Here is a 20,120-nt window from a genome sequence, read left to right as displayed (position 1 = left end):
AGGACGCCCCCGAGCGGCCGGTCAGACGGTCAGCGTCCAGGAGGACAGGTAACCGGTGTCGGCGGGGCCGACGTCTCGGATGCGGAGCTGCCAGGCACCGTTGGCGGCCTCGGAGGAGGCGTTCACGGTGTAGGTGGTGTCGATGTTGTCGGCGGAGTCGCTGCTGGAGTTCTTCAGCCGGTAGGCGGTGCCGTCGGGCGCGACGAGGTCGAGGACGAGGTCACCGCGGTAGGTGTGGGTGATGTGCACCTCGACCTTGGTGGTGCCGGACGCGTTGCGCGCGCAGCCCGCCACGTTCGCGGCGCTGTTCACCGCGGCACCCGGGTAGTCCGGGATGTCCAGCCGCGTCGAGTTGGTCACCGGCGCGCACGACGAGCTGCCGACGCCGAGGGAGAACGTCGCCGTGTGGTCGGCGTTCGCGCCGTCCGCGGTCACCGTGACCGGGAACGTGCCGGTCGGTGTCGACGACGTGGTCGTGATGGTCAGCGTCGAGGAGCCGCCCGACTGCACGGTGGCCGGGCTGAACGACGCCGTCGCGCCCGCGGGCAGGCCCGAAGCGGACAGCGAGATCGACTGCGCCGAGCCGGACGTCGTCGCGGTGCTGACCGCGACCTGCAGCGACTGTCCCGGTTGGACAGTGCCCGACGTCGGGTTCAGCGACACGGAGAAGTCGTTGCCCTGCGGCGTGCCGACGGCCAGCTTCCACAGCGCGTAGGCGATGGCGTCGCTGTTCTTCTCCAGCGGCGCGTCCGGGATGTTGGACGTCGTGTCGCAGGCGCGGTGGTAGCAGTTGTCGAACGGCGAACCCGCGGTGCCGCCCCACTTCTGCGCCTGCGCCGAGCTCTTGATGTCGCCGGCGCCGGTGGCCAGGCCGCCGACCGGGATGCCCGCGCTCTTGAAGGACGCGTGGTCGGACCGGCCGTCGCCTTCGCTGTCGCCCTCGGTCTGGATGCCGATGGAGCCGAAGTACTCGTCGAAGACGGCCTTGATCGAAGCGACGTCGTCGTAGACGAAGTAGCCCCAGTTCTTCGAGCCGATCATGTCGAAGTTGAGGTAGGTCTTGATCTTCGTGCGCTCGCTGCTCGGCAGGTTGTTGACGTAGTACTTGGAGCCGACCAGGCCGGACTCCTCGTCGGCCCACCAGCCGAACCGGACGCGCTTGGCCATCGCCGGGTTCGTGCGGGCCAGCGTCAGCGCGACCTCGAGGATCGACGCGCTGCCCGAGCCGTTGTCGTTGATGCCGGGGCCGGCGCTCACGCTGTCGAGGTGCGCGCCGAGCATGATGACCTGGCTCGCGTCGCCCTGCGGCCACTCGGCGATCAGGTTCTGCGACTGCCCGATGCAGCTGGTGCAGGTCTGCCGGCTGGTCGTGTAGCCGGCGTTCTTCAGCAGGTTTTCCACATAGGACACCGAGGCCGCGTACCCGCCGCCCCGCGGCGAGCGCGTGCCGCCGTTGTTGTTGGCGATGGTCTGCAGCTGGTTGAGGTGGGCCTTGACGTTGGCCAGGGAGATGTCCGGCGCGGCGAGCGCCGTGGCGGGCGCGGCGGTGGCCGCGGGCGCGGCTGCGACGCCCAGCACGGTCGCCAGGGCGGTGACCCCGGCGCCGAGTCGTGTCTTCCACTTCATGGCGGTGAATTCCTTCGGTGGGGGTTGGGGAGAACGGCCGTGAAGGCCGCACCTGGCGGGTGCGGCCTTCACGGGGTGGGGCGTGTTACACGGTCAACGTCCAGGAGGACAGGTAACCGGTGTCGGCGGGGCCGACGTCTCGGATGCGGAGCTGCCACGCGCCGTTGGCGGCCTCGGAGGAGGCGTTCACGGTGTAGGTGGTGTCGATGTTGTCGGCGGAGTCGCTGCTGGAGTTCTTCAGCCGGTACGCCGTGCCGTCCGGCGCGACCAGGTCGAGGACCAGGTCACCGCGGTAGGTGTGGGTGATGTGCACCTCGACCTTGGTGGTGCCCGACGCGTTGCGGGCACAGCCGCTGACGGTGTTGGTGCTGTTGACCGCGCTCGCCGGGTAGTCCGGGATGTTCAAGCGGGTCGAGTTGGTCACCGCGGCGCACGAGCCGGTGGTGCCGACGGACAGCGTGTAGGTCGCGGTGTGGTCGGTGCTGGCCCCGTCGGCGGTGATGGTGACGGGGTAGCTGCCGGTCGGGGTCGACGCGGACGTCGCGATGGTCAGCGTCGAGGAGCCACCCGAGGAGATGGTGGCCGGGTTGAACGTCGCGGTCGCGCCGGCGGGCAGGCCCGAAGCGGACAGCGTGATCGACTGCGCCGCGCCCGAGGTGATCGCGGTGCTGATCGTGGTGGTCGCCGAGGCGCCCGGCTGGACCGAACCCGAAGCCGGGTTCAGCGCGACCGAGAAGTCCGGCCCGCCGCCGCTGCACGAGGTCGGCTCACCGCTCGCGGCGGTGACGGAGATGGCGTCCCACGCGGCCTTGGTGGTGTTGTACTCGACGCAGCTGCCCGGGAAGAGGGCGATCGCGGCTTCGAGGGTCGCCTTGCGGGCGGCCTTGTGGTTCCACGACGAGGTCTTCTTCAGCAGGCCGTTGTAGAAGATCTTGCCGGCCTTCTGGATGCCCAGACCGGTGACGGTCGAGTTGTTGCAGGTCGGGCTGGCCGGCTTGCCGCCACCCGGGTTCGAGCCCTCGGCCAGCAGGTAGAACCAGTGGTTCTGCGGGCCGGCCGCCGCGTGCACCTCGGTGCTCGGGATCGACGACGAGTAACAGTTCGGGTCGCCTGCCTTCGACGGCTGGTACATGTAGCGGATCGGGCCCTGGCCGACCAGGTTGACGCCCTCGCCGACCTCGTAGTCCGGGGTGTCCTTGGCGTTGTTCGCGTACGCCTCGGTCAGCGCGCCGAAGATGTCACCGGTCGACTCGTTCATGCCGCCGTTCTCGTTGCCGGAACCGGCACCGCCCGGGGTGAACTGGAAGATGCCGTGCCCGAACTCGTGGCCGACGACGTCCATCGAGGTGGCCTGGCGCTGGTTGTCCTGCGAGTGGCCGAAGTGCGTCGAGGAACCGTTCCAGTAGGCGTTGACGTCGTTGAGGCCGACGGACGCCGGGTAGCCGGTGCCGCTGCCGTTGATGCCGTTGCGGCCGAGCCAGTCGGCGAGCATCTTCCACTCGGTCTGGACGCTGTAGAGGACGTCGACGCAGCCGGTCTCGAGGTCCGTGCCGGAGCCGTTGCCCCAGTTGTTGTCCGGTCCACTGTAGACGGAGCCGCCCTCGCGGCCGCAGCTGATGCCGGTGCGGCCGGGGTCGCGCAGCGTGTAGGTGCTGCCGGACTGCGTCGTGTCGATGGAGACGTTGCCGACGTAGTAGCTGTTTCCGGTGCCGGCCACGTTCACCGTCGACGGCTGGGCCTGGGTGCGAGCGCCGGAAGCGAACGTCTTCACGTCGTCCCGCTTGTCGAGCACCGCGCCGGTCGCCGCGTCGACGAACACGTGCAGGTTGCTCGGTGCCGTGGCGGTGCGCCCGGCGACGACGACCTCGTAGGCCAGCTTCGGGCTCGCCCCGGCCAGCACGACCTTCTCCGGCGTGCTTACACTGTCCACAGTGGGCAGTTGAGCGCGCGCGGTGGCGGCGGCCTTCGCCGCGTCGACCAGCGCCTGCGTCCCCACGGTGATGGCCGCGGTCTCCGCGGCGCTGGTGCCGCGCACGCGGCCGGCGCCGTCGGCGACGACCACCGCGTCCCCGCCCACGACCCGCAGGCCCTGGTAGGTGCGCTGGTAGGCGCCGTAGAAGAGGCCACCGCCGCCGGCGGTCAGACCGACGCGCTGGAACGATTCGGCCGGGCCGCGGCGCAGGGCGTCGAGACCGCTGGCGGCCGCCTGGTCGGCGGCGCGGGCGGCGGCCGCTTCCGGAGCGGCGGGCTGTGCTTGGGGCGCTGCGCTCGCCGGGGTCACCGGTAACGCGAGCGTCATGGCGAGCCCGGCGGCGGCCGCCAAGCCCGTGCTGAACCCACGATGGGTCATCGAGGTCTTCCTTCCATGAAGGCAGAATCGAGGTCCGGTAAGGGAAAGGGGAGACGTGTCCGGCGTGCTAACAGCAGGTATGCGTCCGGACGCATCCGAGTAAAGGATCAGCTCAACCGGGCGTCAATGCGCCGAACGGACCAACGACGCGTTCCGGATTATCGAATCAATTCGTACAAACCCCGCTGCAGCAGGGGATTCTCGCCGCGTTCCGCGTCGGAACGACTTTCGTAGGGATTGTCGGCGACACCATCCGAACGCCGGACGATCTCGATCATCGGGATTCGTTAGTACTGCTCAGAAACCGGTTACCCGTCCTCCGCACCCAGCGCGAGCAGGCCATTCCGCAGCACGTCCGCCGCCTCCGCCTGCTTCCCGGTCTCGCCGAGCAACTCGCTCAACGGCCGCAGGGCGCGCACGAGCACCCCGCGCGCGCCCAGCCCGGTGGCGAGCTCGACGGCGGCCCGCAGGTCCTCGGCCGCGCGCCGGGCGTCCCCGCGGGCCTTGGCCAGCGAGCCGAGCTGGAGCCGCAGCTCCGCGGCCAGCGGCGTGCCCGCCACGACCACCGGGCGGATCTGGTCGAGCAGGGCCGCCGCCGTCTCCAGCCGGCCCGCCGCGAGGTACTCCCCGGCGAGCTCGACGGTGATCGCCGGGACGTCGTCCGGCCACGCCGTCTCCCGGGCCGCCGCGAGGTCGGCCAGCGCCCCTTCGACGTCGCCCGACCGGCCGCGCACCCGGGCCCGGGCCAGCAGGCAGTACGCCATCGCCGGGTGCAGGGCCCGTTCCTGCATCAGGTCGTAAGCCGCGGCGACCGAGGCGGCGGCGTCGGCGAACCGGTCCGCCGCCAGGTGGCTGCGGCAGACCTCGACGTGGCTGCGGGTCAGCTCGGCGAGCACCGCCGGGCTGCCCCGGGTGAGCCGCAGCGCGGAGTCGGCGTACTCGGCCGCCCGTTCCAGGTCGCCCTGGCGCAGGTGCCGCTCGGCCAGGCAGGCCCGCAGCGTCAGCAGCATCGACGGCTGCGGGTAGCCGTCCCGCAGCAGCTCGGCGTGGCAGGTTTCCAGCAGGTGCACCGAATACTGCACCTCGCCCCAGCCGGTCAGCACGGCCGCGCGCAGCGGGACGACCATCGCCCGCACCGGCGGCGGCTCACCCGAGAGCGCCGTTTCGGCGTCCGAGACGTACTTCGTGCGGACGTCGCCGGTCGAATACCCGGCCAGCCACAGCAGCGCGATCCCGGCCTGCCGCGGCCGGTCGAGGCGCTCGGCGCGCCGCCGGATCCGCTGCATCCGCGGGGTCGCGCGGCGGGCGTCGCCGGCCAGGAACCGTTCCGCGGTCTCGATCAGCTCGAGGTCCAGCTCGATCAGCTCCCGCGGGGACCGGCCGCCGAGCAGCTCGTCGGGGTCGATGCCGAGCTGCTGGGCGAAGAACCGCAGCGCGTCGCCCGACGGCGTCCGCGCGCCGGTCTCGACCGACGACACGTACGCCGCCGAGTACTGCGGCCCGGCGAGTTCGCGCTGCGTGAGCCCGCGTTCGGTGCGCAGCTCACGCAGGCGTTCGCCGACGCTCTCGCTCACACAGGCCGCCTTTCCACCGGTTCAGGGTAAGCCGCGCGGTGGCCGGCGTGGGCCGGCCACCGCGCGGTGGGTGTTCAGCAGGCGCCGCCGTCGCTCCAGACGGCCCACGAGGTGGGCGCGCCCGGCTCGGCGCCGGTCGAGTACCACAGCGACGTCCACTTGTGACCGTTGTGCCCGACGACGTCGTTGGGCACGTAGGCCTTGGCGGAGTCCCACTCGGCGAGCCCGTCGCAGCCGGTCGGCGGGGTGCCGGTGCCGACGGTGAGCGAGAACTGCGCGGTGTGGTCGGCGTCGGTGCCGTCACCGCTGACCGTCACCTGGCTGGTGCCCTCCGGCGTGGTCGCCGAGGTGGTGATGGTCAGCGTCGCGGTGCCGCCGGAGGAGATGCTCGCCGGGCTGATCGTCGCCTTCGCGCCCTCGGGCAGGCCGGTGGCCTCCATCTGCACGGTCTGGGCGTTGCCGGAGGTGATCCGGGTGGTCACCGTGGTGGTCGCGGTCTGTCCGGGTTGGACGGACGCCGAGGCCGGCGAGAGCGTCAGCGAGTAGTCGTTGCCGGCGGGCGGCTGGCCGGTGCAGGTCGGCTCCCCGCTGACCGCGGGCACGCTCACCGCGTCCCACGCGGCCTTGGTGCTGGCGAACTCGGCGCAGCTGCCGGGGAACAGCGCGACCGCGGCTTCCAGGGTGGCCTTGCGGGCCGCGCGGTGGTTCCACGACGACGTCTTCTTCAGCAGGCCGTTGTAGAAGATCTTGCCGGCCTTCTGGATGCCGACACCGGTGACCGACGAGTTGTTGCACGTCGGGCTGGCCGCGCTGCCCTGGGACAGCAGGTAGAACCAGTGGTTCTGCGGGCCCGCGGCGGCGTGCACCTCGGTGCTCGGGATCGACGAGGAGTAGCAGTTCGGGTCGCCGACCTTCGACGGGTTGTCCATGTAGCGGATCGGGCCCTGGCCGACCAGGTTGACGCCCTCGCCGACGCTGAAGTCCGGCGTGTCCTTCGGGTTGTTGGCGTAGAACTCGGTGAGCGCGCCGAAGATGTCGCCGGTGGACTCGTTGAGCCCGCCGTTCTCGTTGCCCGAGCCCGCGCCGCCCGGCGTGGTCTGGAAGATCGCGTGCCCGAACTCGTGGCCGACGACGTCCATCGGCGTCGCCTGGCGGCGGTTGTCCTGCGAGTGTCCGAAGTGCGTCGACGAGCCGTCCCAGTAGGCGTTGACGTCGTTGAGGCCGACGCTCGCGCGGAACCCGCCGCCCGCCCCGTCGATGCCGGTGCGGCCGAGCCACTCGCCGAGCATCTTCCACTCGGTCTGGACGCTGTAGAGGACGTCGACGCAGCCGGTCTCGAGGTCGGTGCCCGAGCCGTTGCCCCAGGTGTTGGTGCTCTTCGTGAAGATCGAGCCGCCTTCGCGGCCGCAGGCGATGCCGCGGCGGCCGGGGTCGGTCATCGAGTACGAGCTGCCGGAGCCGGAGGTGTCGATCGAGACGGTGCCGGCGTAGTAGGAGTTGCCGGTGCCGGCCTCGCGGACGTCGTCCCGCGTGTCGAGGACCTTCCCCGTCGCGCCGTCGACGAAGACGTGCAGGCGGGTGGGTTTGCCGTTCGTGCGGCCGCTGACGACGACCTCGTAGGCGAGCTTCGGGGCGTCCCCGGCCAGGACGACCAGCTTCGGCGCCTCGGCCTTGTCCACGGCGGAGACCTGGCTCTTGGCGACCTTCGTGGCCTGCTCGGCCTTCAGCGTGGCCTGCGTGCCGACGGTGAGCGGAGCGGTGTGCGCGGCTTCGGTGCCGCGGACGTGCCCGGCGCCGTCGGCCACGACCACCGCGTCCCCGCCGATGACCGGCAGGCCGTGGTAGGTGCGCTGGTAGGAGGCGTAGTAGAGCCCGCCGCCACCCGGGGTGACTCCGGTGCGGACGAAGGCCTCCCCGGCACCCTTCGCGAGCCGGTCGGCGCCGCTGAGGGCGGCCTGGTCGGCGGCGCGGGCGGCGAGCGCCTCGGGCGGGGTGGCGGCGGGAGGATGGGGGGCGGCGGCGGCCGGGATCGCCGGCACCGCGAACGTCAGGGCCAGGCCGGCGATCGCCGCCAGCCCACGTGGGGATCTCATGGGGAACCTTTCCGGGGACCGGGGAGGAGTGTGCCCAGAGGAATAACTGCTGTTATTGCGCCGGACGCGTCCGAGTAAAGGTTCCGCCCGCGGACGGGTCAATGGGCCGAACGGAGCAGCGCGGCTCGGCGGCGATCGGCCGGAGCCGGACAAAACCGCAGGTCGCGGGCAAAAGGAAGACTGGTCTGAACCAATTCACAGACTTTCGTAGGAAAGTTGCTTTGGTTCGGACCACTGAGCCCGCTGGTCCGCACCGGACGACACGCGTACCCCAAGGGACGACACGCGTACACAGCTGGACGACACGAAGCCGGCGCCCCTCCCGCATGTGTCGTCCGTCTGGATGCGCGTGTCGTCCATCCAGGTACGCGTGTCGTCCGTTACGGCTCGGCGCCGGTCGCCGAGTCCAGGCCGCGCCGGTAGGCCTCGACGGCTTCGTCGAGATGACCACGTTGTCGGAGCGCGTCACCGAGTCGCAGGGCGGTCGAAACCGCCGCGCCGTGCAGGGATGCCCCCGTCTGGATCTCGAAGGCCTCGCGCAGCAGGCGGGTGGCCGTCTCGGCGTCCCCCCGGGCCGCGGCGATCTGGCCCAGCAGGCTGGTCGCCTCGCCCAGCGACTCGACGTCCCGGGACAGCAGCTCGCGGACCTCGGAAACGAGCGAGGCCGCCTCCTCCGGCGCTCCCTGCCGGAGCCGGACCTCGGCCAGTTCGAGCGTCGCTCCGGCGAAGCCCTCGTCGGAGCCGATCGCCGCCAGCTGGTCACGGGCCGCCGTCAGTTCCGCGCGGGCCTCGTCGAGGCGGTTCAGGTGGCGCAGCAGGTAGCCGCGGGCCCAGCGGCAGCGGGCGGCGTCGCGGTCGAACCCGACGGACGCGAACAGCCGGCACGCCTCGGTGAGGTCCTCGTCCGCCCGGTCCGCGCGGCCGGTCGCCTGCCAGACCTGCGAGGCCTGCCGGTGGAACCGCGCGACGAAGTCCGGCCGGGTCGCCGCCCGCGCCAGCCGCCGCCCGTCCTCGGCCGCGCGGCGGGCCCGGTGCAGGCCGCCCATCTCCATCAGCGGGTGGATCAACGCCGTGAGCAGGCACAGTTCGGCATCCGGGTCGGCCGGCCGCGCGGCCAGCTCGGCCTCGACCCGCGCGATCGCCGTGCCCGCGTCGCCGCGCTGGAACCGGCAGCCCGACCACCGGTGCACGATCATCGCCCGCAGCCACGGCGGTGCCGCGCCGGCCAGTTCTTCGGCGTGCTCCAGTGCCTCCTGCGCTCCCGAGACGTCGAAGAGCTGCCACTTCACCTCGGCCTGGCAGAACCGGGCGTAGCACTCGACGTCGTCGAGGCGGTAGCCCGCCGCCTGCTTGCCCGCGGCCGCGAACCGCTCCTCGGCGGCGGCGATCCGGCCCTGCTCCAGGTCGCGGTAGCCCTCGTCCAGCGCGGCGCGCAGCTCGTCGGCGACGCCGGGTGGCCGGCCGAACCGCAGCTCGTCGACGGTCAGCCCGAGCCGGCCGGCCAGGTAGGCGAGCATCTCCTCCGACGGCGGGCGGCTGCCGGTTTCGACCTTCGCCAGGAACCCCCGGTCGTACCCCGGCTCGGCCAGCTCGCGCTGGGTCCACCCGCGGCCGGTGCGCAGCCGCCGGATCCGCGCTCCGAGCGGTTCGGCGGGGGCACTGGTCATCTCCCCACGGTAGGTCATCGGCGCCGCGGCCGCGGAAACGGACATATTGACGCCTCCGGGCACCCCGGGATAGCGTTCTCCGCTAAATAGGAAACTTTCCTAACAAAGTGGAGGCCGATCATGCGCCTGCTTCCCCTCGCGACGGCGGCCGTGCTCGCCGTGCCCCTCACGGCCACCCCGGCCGAGGCCGCGACGCCGGCCGAGGTCCGGGTCGACCAAGTCGGCTACGCGCTGGGCGAGGCGAAGCACGCGTACCTGCTCGGCGGCACGGCCGGGAAGTTCGCCGTCGTCGACGAGCGCGGCCGGGTGGTGCGCGAAGGCCGCACCGGCGCGAGCCTGGGCGCCTGGAACGCACGGTACCCGGCGGTGTTCGACCTGGATCTGTCCGGTGTGGACAGACCGGGCACCTACCGGGTCACGGCCGCCGGAGCGACGTCGCCGCCGTTCCGGATCGACACCGCACGCCGCCTGTTCCGCCCGCTGGTGCGGGCCACCACCGAGTTCTTCCAGGCCCAGCGCGACGGCCACGACGTCATCCCCGGCCGGCTCGACCGCAAGCCGTCGCACCTGGCCGACCGGACGGCGACCGTCTACGCGGAGCCGAAGTTCGAAGGTGAAGGCGGGGACGAGATCGTCGAACCGCTGAAGCCGCAGGGCGGCCCGGTCGACGTCGAAGGCGGCTGGGTCGACGCAGGCGACTTCGTGAAGTTCACCTCCAACACCGCGTATTCGCTGGCCGAGCTCGGTTTCGTGCTGCGTGAGGACCCGGATCCGGTGCTGGCCAAGGAGGTCCGCTTCGGCCTCGACTGGCTCGACAAGGTCTGGGACGGCCGCACGAAGACGCTGTACGCCCAGGTCGGCATCGGTACCGGCAGCGAGGAGTTCGGCTTCCTCGGCGACCACGACGTCTGGCGCAACCCGCAGGACGACGACGCGCTCGACGTCAAGCCCGGCGACCCCGCCTACTTCGTCAAGTACCGGCCGGTGTTCCCCGCGGCCCCGGCGGGCGCGCCGCTGTCGCCGAACCTGGCCGGCCGCGTCGCGGCGGCGTTCGCGCTGGGTGCGCAGGTGTCCGCACACCGCGACCCGCGGCTCGCCCGCCACTACCTGACCGAGGCGGCGGCCGTCTTCGCGCAGGCCAAGACGACTGGCGTCGGCGAGCTCGTCACCGCGTTCCCGCACGCCTACTACCCGGAATCGTCGTGGGAGGACGACTTGGAGCTGGGCGCGACCCAGCTCGCCCTGGCGGCCCGGGCCTTGAAGGACCCGCGAGCCGACGGCTGGGCCCGCGACGCGGCGAAGTGGGCGAAGGCCTACATCGGCAGCGGTGACACGAGCACGCTGAACCTCTACGACACGAGCGCGCTCGCCCACGCCGACCTGGCCGGCCTGCTGCGCACCGGCGTCCCGGGCGCGGCGCTCGGCGTTCGCGACCTGGCCGCCGACCTGCGGCGCCAGCTCGACTCCGGTGTCGAGGCGGCGAAGACGAGTCCATTCCGGACAGCGGTCGACGTCACCGACTTCGACGCGGCCAGCAAGAGCTTCGGCTTCGCCGCCACCGCGCGGCTGTACCAGCGCGTCACCGGCGATGCGCGGTACGCCGCGTTCGGCGCGCGGCAACGGAACTTCACCCTCGGGGCCAACGCCTGGGGCGTCTCCCTCGTGGTCGGCGTCGGCACGACGTCGCCGCAGTGCCCGCACCACCAGGCCGCGAACCTCGCCGGACCTTCGAAAGTGCTGTACGGCGCGGTCGTGAACGGCCCGAACGGCGCGGACAACTTCGCCGACCTGCCGTTCCCGGCGGGCGCGAAGGAGTGCACCCGTCCGTATGAATCCTTCGACGGCCGGGGAAGCCGCTACGCCGACGACCTGAGTTCATGGCCCAGCAACGAGCCCGCCATCGACTTCACCTCCACGGCGCTGTTGGCATTCTCGCTGGCGGGCAGGCCGTAGCATGGGGAAGTGAGCGAACAGTCTGAATGGCCGGACGGCCAGTACCCCGAACGCCCGGTGGAGCGGCACAAGGGCCCGGTCGTGCTGCGCCGCGACCGCCGCGACCAGGGCAGCACCACCGACCAGCGGCTCCTGGACTCGCGCGGCCCGAGCGACTGGGTGCACACCGACCCGTGGCGCGTGCTGCGGATCCAGGCCGAGTTCGTCGAAGGCTTCGGCGCGCTCGCCGAGGTCCCGCGGGCGGTGACCGTGTTCGGCTCGGCCCGCACCAAGCGCGACAACCCGGAGTACGAGCTCGGCCGCAAGATCGGCGGGGCGCTGGCCAACGCCGGGTTCGCGGTGATGACCGGCGGCGGGCCGGGCGCGATGGAGGCGGTCAACCGCGGCGCGGCCGAGGCCGGCGGCTTCTCCGTCGGGCTCGGTATCGAGCTGCCGTTCGAGCAGGGCCTGAACCCGTGGGTCGACCTCGGCGTCAACTTCCGCTACTTCTTCGCCCGCAAGACGATGTTCATCAAGTATTCGCAGGCCTTCATCTGCCTCCCCGGCGGCTTCGGCACGCTCGACGAGCTGTTCGAGGCGCTGACCCTGGTGCAGACGAAGAAGGTCACGAAGTTCCCGGTGGTGCTGTTCGGCAGCGACTACTGGGGCGGCCTCTACGACTGGATCAAGAACTCGGTCATGGCCGAGGGCAAGATCAGCCCGCACGACCTGGACCTGCTGCACGTCACCGACGACATCGACGACGCCGTCCGCGTGGTCCAGGAGTCCTACCAGGCGTGGGAGGACACGCACTGATGCGGCGGATCTGTGTCTTCTGCGGCTCGTCCATGGGCTTTTCGCCCCGGTACGCGGAGCAGGCGGCGGCGCTCGGGAAGCTGCTGGCCCAGCGCGGCATCGGCCTGGTGTACGGCGGCGCGAGCGTCGGCACGATGGGCGTGGTCGCCGACGCCGCCCTGGCCGCGGGCGGCGAGGTGATCGGCGTGATCCCGGAGGCGCTGTCGTCGGTCGAGATCGCCCACGCCGGGCTGTCGGAGCTGCACGTGGTCGCGGACATGCACCAGCGCAAGGCCAAGATGGCGGCCCTCTCCGACGGCTTCGTGGCGCTGCCGGGCGGCGCGGGCACCCTGGAGGAGCTGTTCGAGGTCTGGACGTGGGCCCAGCTCGGCCTGCACGGGAAGCCGATCGGCCTGGTCGACGTCGACGGGTACTACGCGCCGCTGCTGGCGTTCGCCGACCACATGGTGACGGAGGGCTTCGTCCAGGACGGCTACCGGAAGCTCCTGCTGACCGACGCCGACCCGGCCGCGCTGCTGGACAAGTTCGAGGCGTACGAACCGCCGGCCCCGCCGAAATGGGCGAAGGAACCGCCGGGGATCTGACGTCGTGAACCCGCGGGTCGGCTGGCCGGCCGCCGGGAGGAGCGGTGGCGGCGGTTCACGTGGGCGTCGGAGCTCGCCCTCTCCGAGTCGCCGGCGAAGCGGGTGGCCGGACTGAAACTGCTGGCGAAGGGCGACGCCCGCGCGCTTGGCCGAGCGGTTCGGGCATTCCGGACCAGCCACGAACGCCATGCTCCGGCGGCTGCAGCGTGACGGCCTGATCAGCGGCTCGGGGGCCTCCGCTCCTCCTCACCCCCGCGGGTGCGCAAGTCCGCGACGCCTTCGACCGCCTCGACCGGGATCTGATCCTGGGCCGGCCGGTCTGGGCCGACGTCGAGGGCGCCGTCCTCGAGGTGCTCAACGCCCTCACCGGCCACTCGGGCGAGCGGGCCGGCTGGATCTTGACCCGGCAGGGGACCGACGAAGTCCGCATCGGCAACCTGACGGAGGCCGAAGTCGGGGTCGTCCTCGCGACGGTGGCGGACTGGACCTCGCGCCACCCCGGTTCGGACGTGGACGTCCGCCGGGGCACCCGGGCGGCCGAAGTGCGTGCCGAGGACGCGGACAACGTCGCCGCGTTGGTTGCGGCCCTCGCGGACTAAGCCACGCCCTCGCTCGGCCGCTTGTGGTAGGTGTCCACGTACTCCTGCCCCGAAATCTCCAGGATCGCGTACATCACCTCGTCGGTGACCGACCGCCGGATCGCCGGGGCGTAGTCCTGGCCCTCGTAGCGCGAAAAGTCCAGGGGCTTTCCGAACGTGATGCCGATCTTCGCCAGCCGGGGGATGCGGGCGCCGCCCGGCTGGAGCTTCTCCGTGCCCGTCAGCGCGACCGGGACCACCTTCGCGCCGGTCGCCAGGGCCAGGGCCGCGACACCGGTGTGGCCCCGGTGCAGCCGGCCGTCCAGCGACCGCGTGCCCTCCGGGTAGATCGCGAAGACGCCGCCCGCGTCGAGGACCTTGCGGGCCGCCTCCAGGGCCGCCAGCCCGGCCTGGGCGTTGCCGCGCTCGACCGGGACGTAGCCGAGGCCGCCGAGGAAGCCCGCCAAGGCCTTGCCCTTGAGGCCCTTGCCGACGAAGTACTCCGCCTTGCCGAGGAACTTGACCTGCCGCGGGGTCGCGAACGTGATCACGCCGGTGTCGAGGGCGGCCCGGTGGTTGGCCGCCAACAGTACCGGGCCGGTGAGCGGCACGTTCTCCACGCCGTGCACTTCGGGCCGGTACACCGCCCTGACCAGCGGTCCCAGCACGAACCGGACAAACAGCGCGATCAAGTGGTCCTCCTCCTCGGGTGCGGTGCCCCCAGCATGGCACGATCGTTACTCGTGAGTTGGTTCGAGCGGCGTACGTGGCAGGAGCCCGGTTGGACGCCCGCGGACATCGTGGCCGCGAAGGGTGACCGGACGGTTTCGGTCGTGCTACCGGCGCTGGACGAAGAGCGAACCGTGGGTGACGTCGTCGCGTCGGTGCGTCCCCTCCTCGGGCATGTCGTCGACGAGCTCGTCGTCGTCGATTCGGGTTCCACGGACAAGACGGTGGAAACCGCCGAGGCCGCGGGCGCGCGGGTGGTCCGCCGCGAGGACGTCCTGCCGGACCTGCCGCCGGTGCCCGGCAAGGGCGAGGTGCTGTGGCGCTCCCTGGCCGCGACCAGCGGCGACTTCGTCGTCTTCCTCGACTCCGACCTGGTCGACCCGGACCCGGCGTTCGTGCCCTCGCTGCTCGGCCCGCTGGTCACCGAAAGCGGCGTCCACCTGGTCAAGGGCTTCTACCGCCGCCCGCTGCGGCTGGAGAGCAGCGGCGGCGGGCGCGTCACCGAGCTGCTGGCGCGGCCGGTGCTCTCGGCGCTGCGCCCGGCGCTCGGCGGCCTGATCCAGCCCCTCGGCGGCGAGTACGCGGGTACCCGCGAGTTCCTCGAGTCGGTGCCGTTCGCGGCCGGCTACGGCGTCGAGATCGGCCTGCTGCTCGACGCCGAGGCGCGGTACGGCCTCGACGGGCTCGCGCAGGTCAACCTGGGCGTCCGCAAGCACCGGAACCGGTCGCTCGCCCAGCTGGGCGCGATGTCCCGGCAGATCCTCGGCACCGCGCTCGACCGCTGCGGCGTCCCGGCGGCCGACGCGCCGTTCACGCAGTTCGTGCAGGTCGACGAGGAGTGGCTGCCGGACGTCACGGAGGTCCGGGTCGCCGACCGGCCGCCGATGCGGGACGTACTCGCCCGTCCTCGAGGGTGAGGACCTCGTCGAAGCCGGCGAGGTGCTCGGGGCGGTGGGTGACGAGCACCACGCTGCCTTCGGCCTTCGCGAGGACCCGCGCCAGGACGGCGTCGCCGTGGGCCGGGTCGAGGCCTTCGACGGGCTCGTCGAGCACCAGGACCTTCGGTGCGGCCAGGACGGCCCTGGCGAGGACCAGCCGCTGCCGCTGACCGCCGGACAGCGCCTCGCCGTCGGGGCCGGTGTCGCGGTCGAGGTCCAGGTCGAAGCCGGCGGTTCCGCAGGCTTCCCGCAGCTCGTCGTCGGTCGCGTCCGGCTTGGCGAGCAGGAGGTTCTCGCGGACGGTCGCGTGGAAGACGTGGGCGTCGGCTTCGGCGCCCGAGACGACCGCCGGCAGGTCCCGGTACTCGCCCAGTGGATGGCCGTCGAGGGTGACCCGGCCGTCGGTGGGCGCCTGGGTGCCGAGCAGGAGGCGGAGCAGCGTCGTCTTCCCGGCGCCGCTGGGTCCGAGGATCCCGACGCGCTTGCCGGGCGGCAGGTCGAGGTCGACGTCCTTGAGCGCCGGGGGCCGTCCGGGGTGCCGGACACCGGCCTTTTCGAGCCGGAAATGGCCCGCTCGCGCGGTACGGGTGCCGTCCGGGACGGCGGGTTCGGCGAGCACGGCCCGCACCCGGGCGGCGGACGCGCGGATCTCGGGCACGCGCCGGGCCGCGCCGATCAGCGGGACGACGACCTCGAAGGCCGTCACCGCCGCCAGGGTCAGTGCCGCGGTCCACGGAACCGAGGCGTGGCAGAGCAGCGCGACGGCGACGGCGGTGCCCAGCTGGACGAGCACGCCGGCCGAGCTGAGGAGGGCGGTCTTGGCTGAGGCCACCCGCTCGCCCGCGGTGATCTCGGCGACGACGTGCGTGGCGCGTTGCCGGTGTTCTTCGAGCGCTCCGGCGGCGACGAGCTCCCGGTGCCCGGTGACGAGCTCGACGGCCCGCTCGGCGAGTTCGGCCCGCTTCGGGGCACTGTCCCGCGCCGCCTCGGCGGTGAGGCGGACGACCAGCCACGGAAGAGCCACCCCCGCGACGACCAGCCCGGCGGCCAGCGCCCCGGCGGCCGGCAGCGACGCGGTGGCCGTGACACCGACGGCGACGGCCCCCACGAGCCCGGCGACCCCGGCAGGCAGCAGCCACCGCAGGACGGCGTCCTGCAGAGCGTCCACATCGGACACCAGCCGGGTGACGAGGTCGCCGCCGGAGTACCGGGTCCCGGGGACGAGAGCCTGGTAGACGCGGGTCCGCAGCGCGCCGAGCCACCGGAGGACGACGTCGTGCCCGGCGAGCCGTTCGGCGTACCGGAGGCCACCGCGGAGGAGGGCGAGGGTGCGGACGGCGACGATGGCGACGGTGAGGGCGGCGAGCGGCGGCCGTTCGGCGGCCCGCAGCAGCAGCCAGGCGGCGGTGGCCATGAGGGCCAGGGCGGCCAGCTCGGCGGCGGCCCCGAGCAGGGCGGCGCGGAGGAGCCGGAGGACGTCCTTGGCGGACGGGTTCACGCCGCCACCTCCGCGCCGACGCGGCCGCCCCGGAGTTCGATGACCCGGTCGGCCAGGGAGACCATCGCCGGGCGGTGGGCCACCAGAACCGCCGTCCGGCCCGGGAGCAGCCGCCGGGTCGCCGACAGCACGGTGTCCTCGGTCTTGGCGTCCAGCCGTGCCGTCGGCTCGTCGAGGAGGAGCAAGCCCGCCGAAGTCCGGGCGAGCGCCCGCGCGAGACCTACCCGCTGCCGCTGCCCGGCCGACAGGACTTCGCCCAGCTCACCCACCGGCGTCTGGTAACCCGCCGGGAGCCCCGCCGCCACCGAGTCCAGGGCCGCCGCCCGGGCCGCCGCCGGGATGTCCGCCGAGGGGACGCCGAGAGCGATGTTCGAAGCCAGCGGCCCCCGGAACAACGTCGGCCGCTGCGGCACCCACGCCACGTCGGCCAGCCAGTCCGCGGGCGACAGGGAACGCAGGTCCACCCCGTCGACCAGGACCCGGCCCGCGGACGGCGGCACGAATCCCAGCAGCACCGCCAGCACCGTGCTCTTGCCCGCCCCGCTCGGCCCGGCCAGCGCCACCCGCGCCCCGGCCGGCACCGAAAGGTCCACTTCGGACAGTGCCGGCACCCCGTCGTAGGCGACCGAGACCCGCTCGAAGACGACCGAAGGCGCACCCCGCCGCCGGGTGAGAACCGCCGAGCGGGACCGGACGACCGGCACGGCGAGGGCCTCCCGCAGCGCCGCCAGCCCTTCCGCCGCCGCGTGGAACTTCGCGCCCGCCGCCCGCAGCGGCAGGTACGCCTCGGGTGTCAGCAGCAGGATCAGCAGCGCCGGCCGCGCTTCCAGCCCGCCCGAGAGCAGCCGGAACCCGATCGGCACCGCGACCAGCGCGACCGAGAGCGTCGCCACCAGTTCCAGGACCAGCGCCGAAAGGAACGCCACCCGCAACGTCTTCATGGTCGCGTCGGCGTGCGCGGCCGCCATCGAACGTACGGTCGCGGCCTGCTCGGCGGCCCGGCCGAACACCTTCGACGTCCCGAGCCCGCGGACGGCGTCCAGGAAGTGCCCGCCCAGCTTCGTCAGCAGCTCCCACTGGACGGCCGCCTTCGCCTGCTTCCCGACCAGGACCGCGAACACCGGGATCAGCGGCAAGGTGACGACCACGACCAGCGCCGAGGTCAGGTCCGTGGTGAACAGCCGCACGATCACCGCGACCGGCACCACCACCGACACCACCAGGGACGGCAGGTACCCGGTCAGGTAGCTGTCCGTGGCGTCGACCCCGCGCGTGATCTGCGTCGCGACGACGCCGGCCCGGTCCGAAACCGACCCGAGCAGCCGGCGCCGCAGCGCACCGCGGACCGACGCCGCGAACCGTCCACTGAGGACGCCGTGTCCCCACGCGAGCGACGTCCGCGCGGCGATGGCCACGACCAGGAGCAGCGATACGCCGCCACCGGTGAGCAGCGTGGCGAGCCCTTCGGCCTGGAGGAGCACCGAAGCCGCGGTGAGCACCGCGAGCAATCCCAACGCGAGCAGGTACCGCCGGAGTCCGGGCAGTGCAGGCACGACGTCCCCCTAGAAGTGCAGCAGCGAGCGCTGGTCGACGGGACGGCGGTGGGCGCGCCAGGTCAGCCACTGCACCACCACCAGCACCAGCACCGCGGGTGGTGCGAACCAGGCGAGCACGGCGAACGTCTCCGCCGCCGTCGCCGCCTGGTCGAGCGTCAGCGCGTACCCCGGCGAAGCCAGCACGGTGGGAAACCGCAGCGTCCCGGCGAGCAGCGCCGGGCAGGCGGCCAGGACCATCGACCCGACGAGCGCGACCCGGTACCGCCGCGCCGCCAGCCCGAGCCGCGCCACGGCGAACGCCGCGAACGCCACCGCGGCCACGACCGCACCGAGCACCGAACCGCCGTCGAGCGCGAGGAAGCCCCATACCGCGGCGATCACGAGGAACGCCAGCACCGGCGCCGAGAAGGCGCGCGCCAGCCGCACCGCGCGGCCGGCCAGCTCGGCCGGGGCCCGCACGGCCAGGAAAGCCGCGCCCTGCAAGCAGAACAGCGCGACGAACCCGAGTCCCCACAGCACCGCGTACGGGGAGAACAACGCGAGGACGTCTCCCGAAGGCGAGCCGTCCGGGGACAGCGGCAGCCCGAGGACGAGGTTGCCGAGAAAAAGGCCCCACGACAGCGCCGTCACCAGCGCACCGCCGACGATGCCCGCCGTCCAGGCGCCGCGGCGGGCGTCCGGGCGGCGGCTGCGCAGCTGCATCGACGCGGTGAACGTCACCAGGCCGAGCAGGAGCGTCACGACCAGGACGTACGCCCCGGCGAACACCTTGCCCTCCAGGTGCGGGAACGCGCCGAAGAGCAGGCCGACGGCCGCGATCAGCCACACCTCGTTGGCCAGGAAGAACGGCCCGAGCGCACCGAGCGTCTGACGCCGCCGACGCTCGTCGGCCTCGAACGCGGGCAGCAGCATGCCGACGCCGTAGTCGCACCCGGCCAGCGCGAAGTAGCCGCAGGTCAGCAGGCCCAGGATGCCCCACCAGAAGGTCGTCATCGGTCAGACTCCGCTCAGGACGGGCTGTCCGGCGGGCGCCTCGGCCGGCTCCGGGCCGCGCTTGGCGACGCGCGCCATGAGCACCCAGTCGGCCACCGCGAGCGCGGCGAACAGCAGTGTGAAAGCGATGAAGGAGAACAGGATCTGGCCGGCCGGGACGTCCGCGATCGCGTCGGCGGTGCGCAGCTTCCCCCAGACCAGCCACGGCTGGCGGCCGAGCTCGCGCACCAGCCACCCCATGATCGCCGCGGCGAACGGCAGCGGGATGGCCGCGACCATCAGGTAGTGCAGTAACCGCGCCTTCGTGAGCCAGTTCCGGAACAGCAGGAGCGTGCCGAGGAGCGCGCAGAGGAACATCAGGAACCCCAGCCCGATCATGGCGCCGAGCGGCACGCCGACCGCGCTTTCGCCCAGCTTGTCCGGCTGGTACGTCTTCAGCTCGCCGAACTGCGCGAAGCCCTGGTTGACGACGAAGATCGAGCCGACGAGCGCCGCCACCACACCGATTCGCATCGACCGCCGGAAGAACTCGATCTCGGTGGTGCGCTTGAGGAAGTGCCAGGCGCTGACGCCGACGACGAAGAACCCGCCGGTCACCAGCGCGGCGCTGAGGACGTGCGGCAGGGACGCGACCAGCGCCGGGTTCGAGAACAGCGCGCCGAAGTCGTCGAGGCGCAGGCTGCCGTCCTCGACCCGGCTGCCGACCGGGTTCTGGAGGAACGAGTTGGCCAGCATGATGAACAGCGCCGACGCGTACGCGGTCAGCGTGACCAGCCAGAGCAGCGTCAGGTGCAGCCACTTGTTCATCCGCCCGAAGCCGAAGATCCACAGGCCGAGGAAGGTCGATTCGAGGAAGAACGCGACCAGCGTCTCGATGGCCAGCGGCGCGCCGAAGACGTCGCCGGCGAAGGCGGACAGGCCGGTCCAGGTCAGCCCGAACTGGAACTCCATCACGATGCCGGTGCCGATCCCGAGCGCGTAGTTGATCACGTACAGGCGGCCCCAGAAGCGCGTCATCCGCAGGAGCTCGGGCTTGCCGCCGAGCGTCCAGCGCGTCTGCAGCACCGCCACCAGCGTGACCAACCCCAGCGTGAGCAGCACGAACAGGAAGTGGAACGAGGTCGTCGTCGCGAACTGGAGTCTCGCGATCGGAAGAGCGTTCATGTAGACAGGCTACACATAGCCT

Annotated in this window: 15 protein-coding genes and 1 pseudogene; 6 read left to right on the top strand and 10 right to left on the bottom strand. The window is 72.4% G+C overall.

The features are described from left to right. Nucleotides 1–21: 21 nt before the first annotated feature. The 5 genes from H5965_RS16810 to H5965_RS16790 all read right to left on the bottom strand — a co-directional run bounded on the left by H5965_RS16810 (nucleotide 22) and on the right by H5965_RS16790 (nucleotide 9,310). A complete protein-coding gene (locus H5965_RS16810) occupies nucleotides 22–1,626 on the bottom strand; it encodes a M28 family metallopeptidase (RefSeq protein ID WP_310970867.1) in 1,605 nt (534 codons plus the stop codon). Between the two features lie 85 nt (nucleotides 1,627–1,711). Beyond that, nucleotides 1,712–3,976, bottom strand: a complete 2,265-nt coding sequence (locus tag H5965_RS16805; protein ID WP_310970865.1) for a M4 family metallopeptidase — start codon at nucleotides 3,974–3,976, stop codon at nucleotides 1,712–1,714. Nucleotides 3,977–4,284: 308 nt separating this feature from the next. After that, nucleotides 4,285–5,550 carry a helix-turn-helix domain-containing protein gene (locus H5965_RS16800; RefSeq protein ID WP_310970864.1) on the bottom strand — a complete coding sequence of 422 codons (1,266 nt, stop codon included), beginning with the start codon at nucleotides 5,548–5,550 and terminating at the stop codon, nucleotides 4,285–4,287. A 74-nt stretch (nucleotides 5,551–5,624) separates the two neighbouring features. Next, a complete protein-coding gene (locus H5965_RS16795; RefSeq protein ID WP_310970863.1) occupies nucleotides 5,625–7,643 on the bottom strand; it encodes a M4 family metallopeptidase in 2,019 nt (672 codons plus the stop codon). A gap of 380 nt (nucleotides 7,644–8,023) precedes the next feature. Then, a complete protein-coding gene (locus H5965_RS16790; RefSeq protein WP_310970861.1) occupies nucleotides 8,024–9,310 on the bottom strand; it encodes a helix-turn-helix domain-containing protein in 1,287 nt (428 codons plus the stop codon). Between the two features lie 120 nt (nucleotides 9,311–9,430). Between H5965_RS16790 and H5965_RS16785 the strand changes: the two genes are divergently transcribed. The 5 genes and pseudogenes from H5965_RS16785 to H5965_RS16770 all read left to right on the top strand — a co-directional run bounded on the left by H5965_RS16785 (nucleotide 9,431) and on the right by H5965_RS16770 (nucleotide 13,241). Continuing rightward, nucleotides 9,431–11,263, top strand: a complete 1,833-nt coding sequence (locus H5965_RS16785; RefSeq protein ID WP_310970859.1) for a glycoside hydrolase family 9 protein — start codon at nucleotides 9,431–9,433, stop codon at nucleotides 11,261–11,263. Between the two features lie 9 nt (nucleotides 11,264–11,272). Continuing rightward, complete coding sequence (locus tag H5965_RS16780) at nucleotides 11,273–12,058, top strand: TIGR00730 family Rossman fold protein (protein ID WP_091304403.1); 786 nt, start codon at nucleotides 11,273–11,275, stop codon at nucleotides 12,056–12,058. Beyond that, nucleotides 12,058–12,642, top strand: a complete 585-nt coding sequence (locus H5965_RS16775; protein WP_310970856.1) for a TIGR00730 family Rossman fold protein — start codon at nucleotides 12,058–12,060, stop codon at nucleotides 12,640–12,642. The genes H5965_RS16780 and H5965_RS16775 overlap by 1 nt, the downstream gene beginning before the upstream one ends. A 139-nt stretch (nucleotides 12,643–12,781) precedes the next feature. After that, nucleotides 12,782–12,850: pseudogene (locus H5965_RS46155) on the top strand (hypothetical protein); the annotation flags it as partial. Between the two features lie 142 nt (nucleotides 12,851–12,992). Then, entirely contained in the window at nucleotides 12,993–13,241 is a 249-nt protein-coding gene (locus H5965_RS16770; RefSeq protein ID WP_310970854.1) for a hypothetical protein, read from the top strand. Here the strand turns inward: H5965_RS16770 and H5965_RS16765 are convergent. Further along, nucleotides 13,238–13,912 (bottom strand): lysophospholipid acyltransferase family protein, encoded by a 675-nt coding sequence (locus H5965_RS16765; RefSeq protein WP_310970852.1) that lies wholly within the window; start codon nucleotides 13,910–13,912, stop codon nucleotides 13,238–13,240. The genes H5965_RS16770 and H5965_RS16765 overlap by 4 nt on opposite strands. 51 nt (nucleotides 13,913–13,963) lie before the next feature. Here H5965_RS16765 and H5965_RS16760 point away from each other — a divergent pair, with 51 nt between their 5' ends. Beyond that, nucleotides 13,964–14,866, top strand: a complete 903-nt coding sequence (locus H5965_RS16760; RefSeq protein ID WP_310970850.1) for a glucosyl-3-phosphoglycerate synthase — start codon at nucleotides 13,964–13,966, stop codon at nucleotides 14,864–14,866. Here H5965_RS16760 and cydC read toward each other — a convergent pair. From cydC to H5965_RS16740, 4 genes are read right to left on the bottom strand one after another with little or no spacing between them, the layout of a single operon-like run. Beyond that, nucleotides 14,802–16,385 (bottom strand): thiol reductant ABC exporter subunit CydC, encoded by a 1,584-nt coding sequence (gene cydC, locus H5965_RS16755; RefSeq protein ID WP_310970848.1) that lies wholly within the window; start codon nucleotides 16,383–16,385, stop codon nucleotides 14,802–14,804. The genes H5965_RS16760 and cydC overlap by 65 nt on opposite strands. Continuing rightward, a complete protein-coding gene (cydD, locus tag H5965_RS16750; protein WP_310970846.1) occupies nucleotides 16,382–17,938 on the bottom strand; it encodes a thiol reductant ABC exporter subunit CydD in 1,557 nt (518 codons plus the stop codon). Before cydD ends, cydC begins: the two co-directional genes overlap by 4 nt. A 9-nt stretch (nucleotides 17,939–17,947) precedes the next feature. After that, nucleotides 17,948–18,934, bottom strand: a complete 987-nt coding sequence (locus H5965_RS16745; RefSeq protein WP_310970844.1) for a cytochrome d ubiquinol oxidase subunit II — start codon at nucleotides 18,932–18,934, stop codon at nucleotides 17,948–17,950. 3 nt (nucleotides 18,935–18,937) lie between these two features. After that, nucleotides 18,938–20,098 (bottom strand): cytochrome ubiquinol oxidase subunit I, encoded by a 1,161-nt coding sequence (locus H5965_RS16740; protein WP_310970842.1) that lies wholly within the window; start codon nucleotides 20,096–20,098, stop codon nucleotides 18,938–18,940. Nucleotides 20,099–20,120: the final 22 nt, after the last annotated feature.

The sequence above is a fragment of the Amycolatopsis sp. 505 genome (assembly GCF_031625235.1).
Classification (GTDB): domain Bacteria; phylum Actinomycetota; class Actinomycetes; order Mycobacteriales; family Pseudonocardiaceae; genus Amycolatopsis.
Note: the sequence above shows the minus strand (reverse complement) of the source record. Positions and strands in the feature narration are given on the sequence as shown.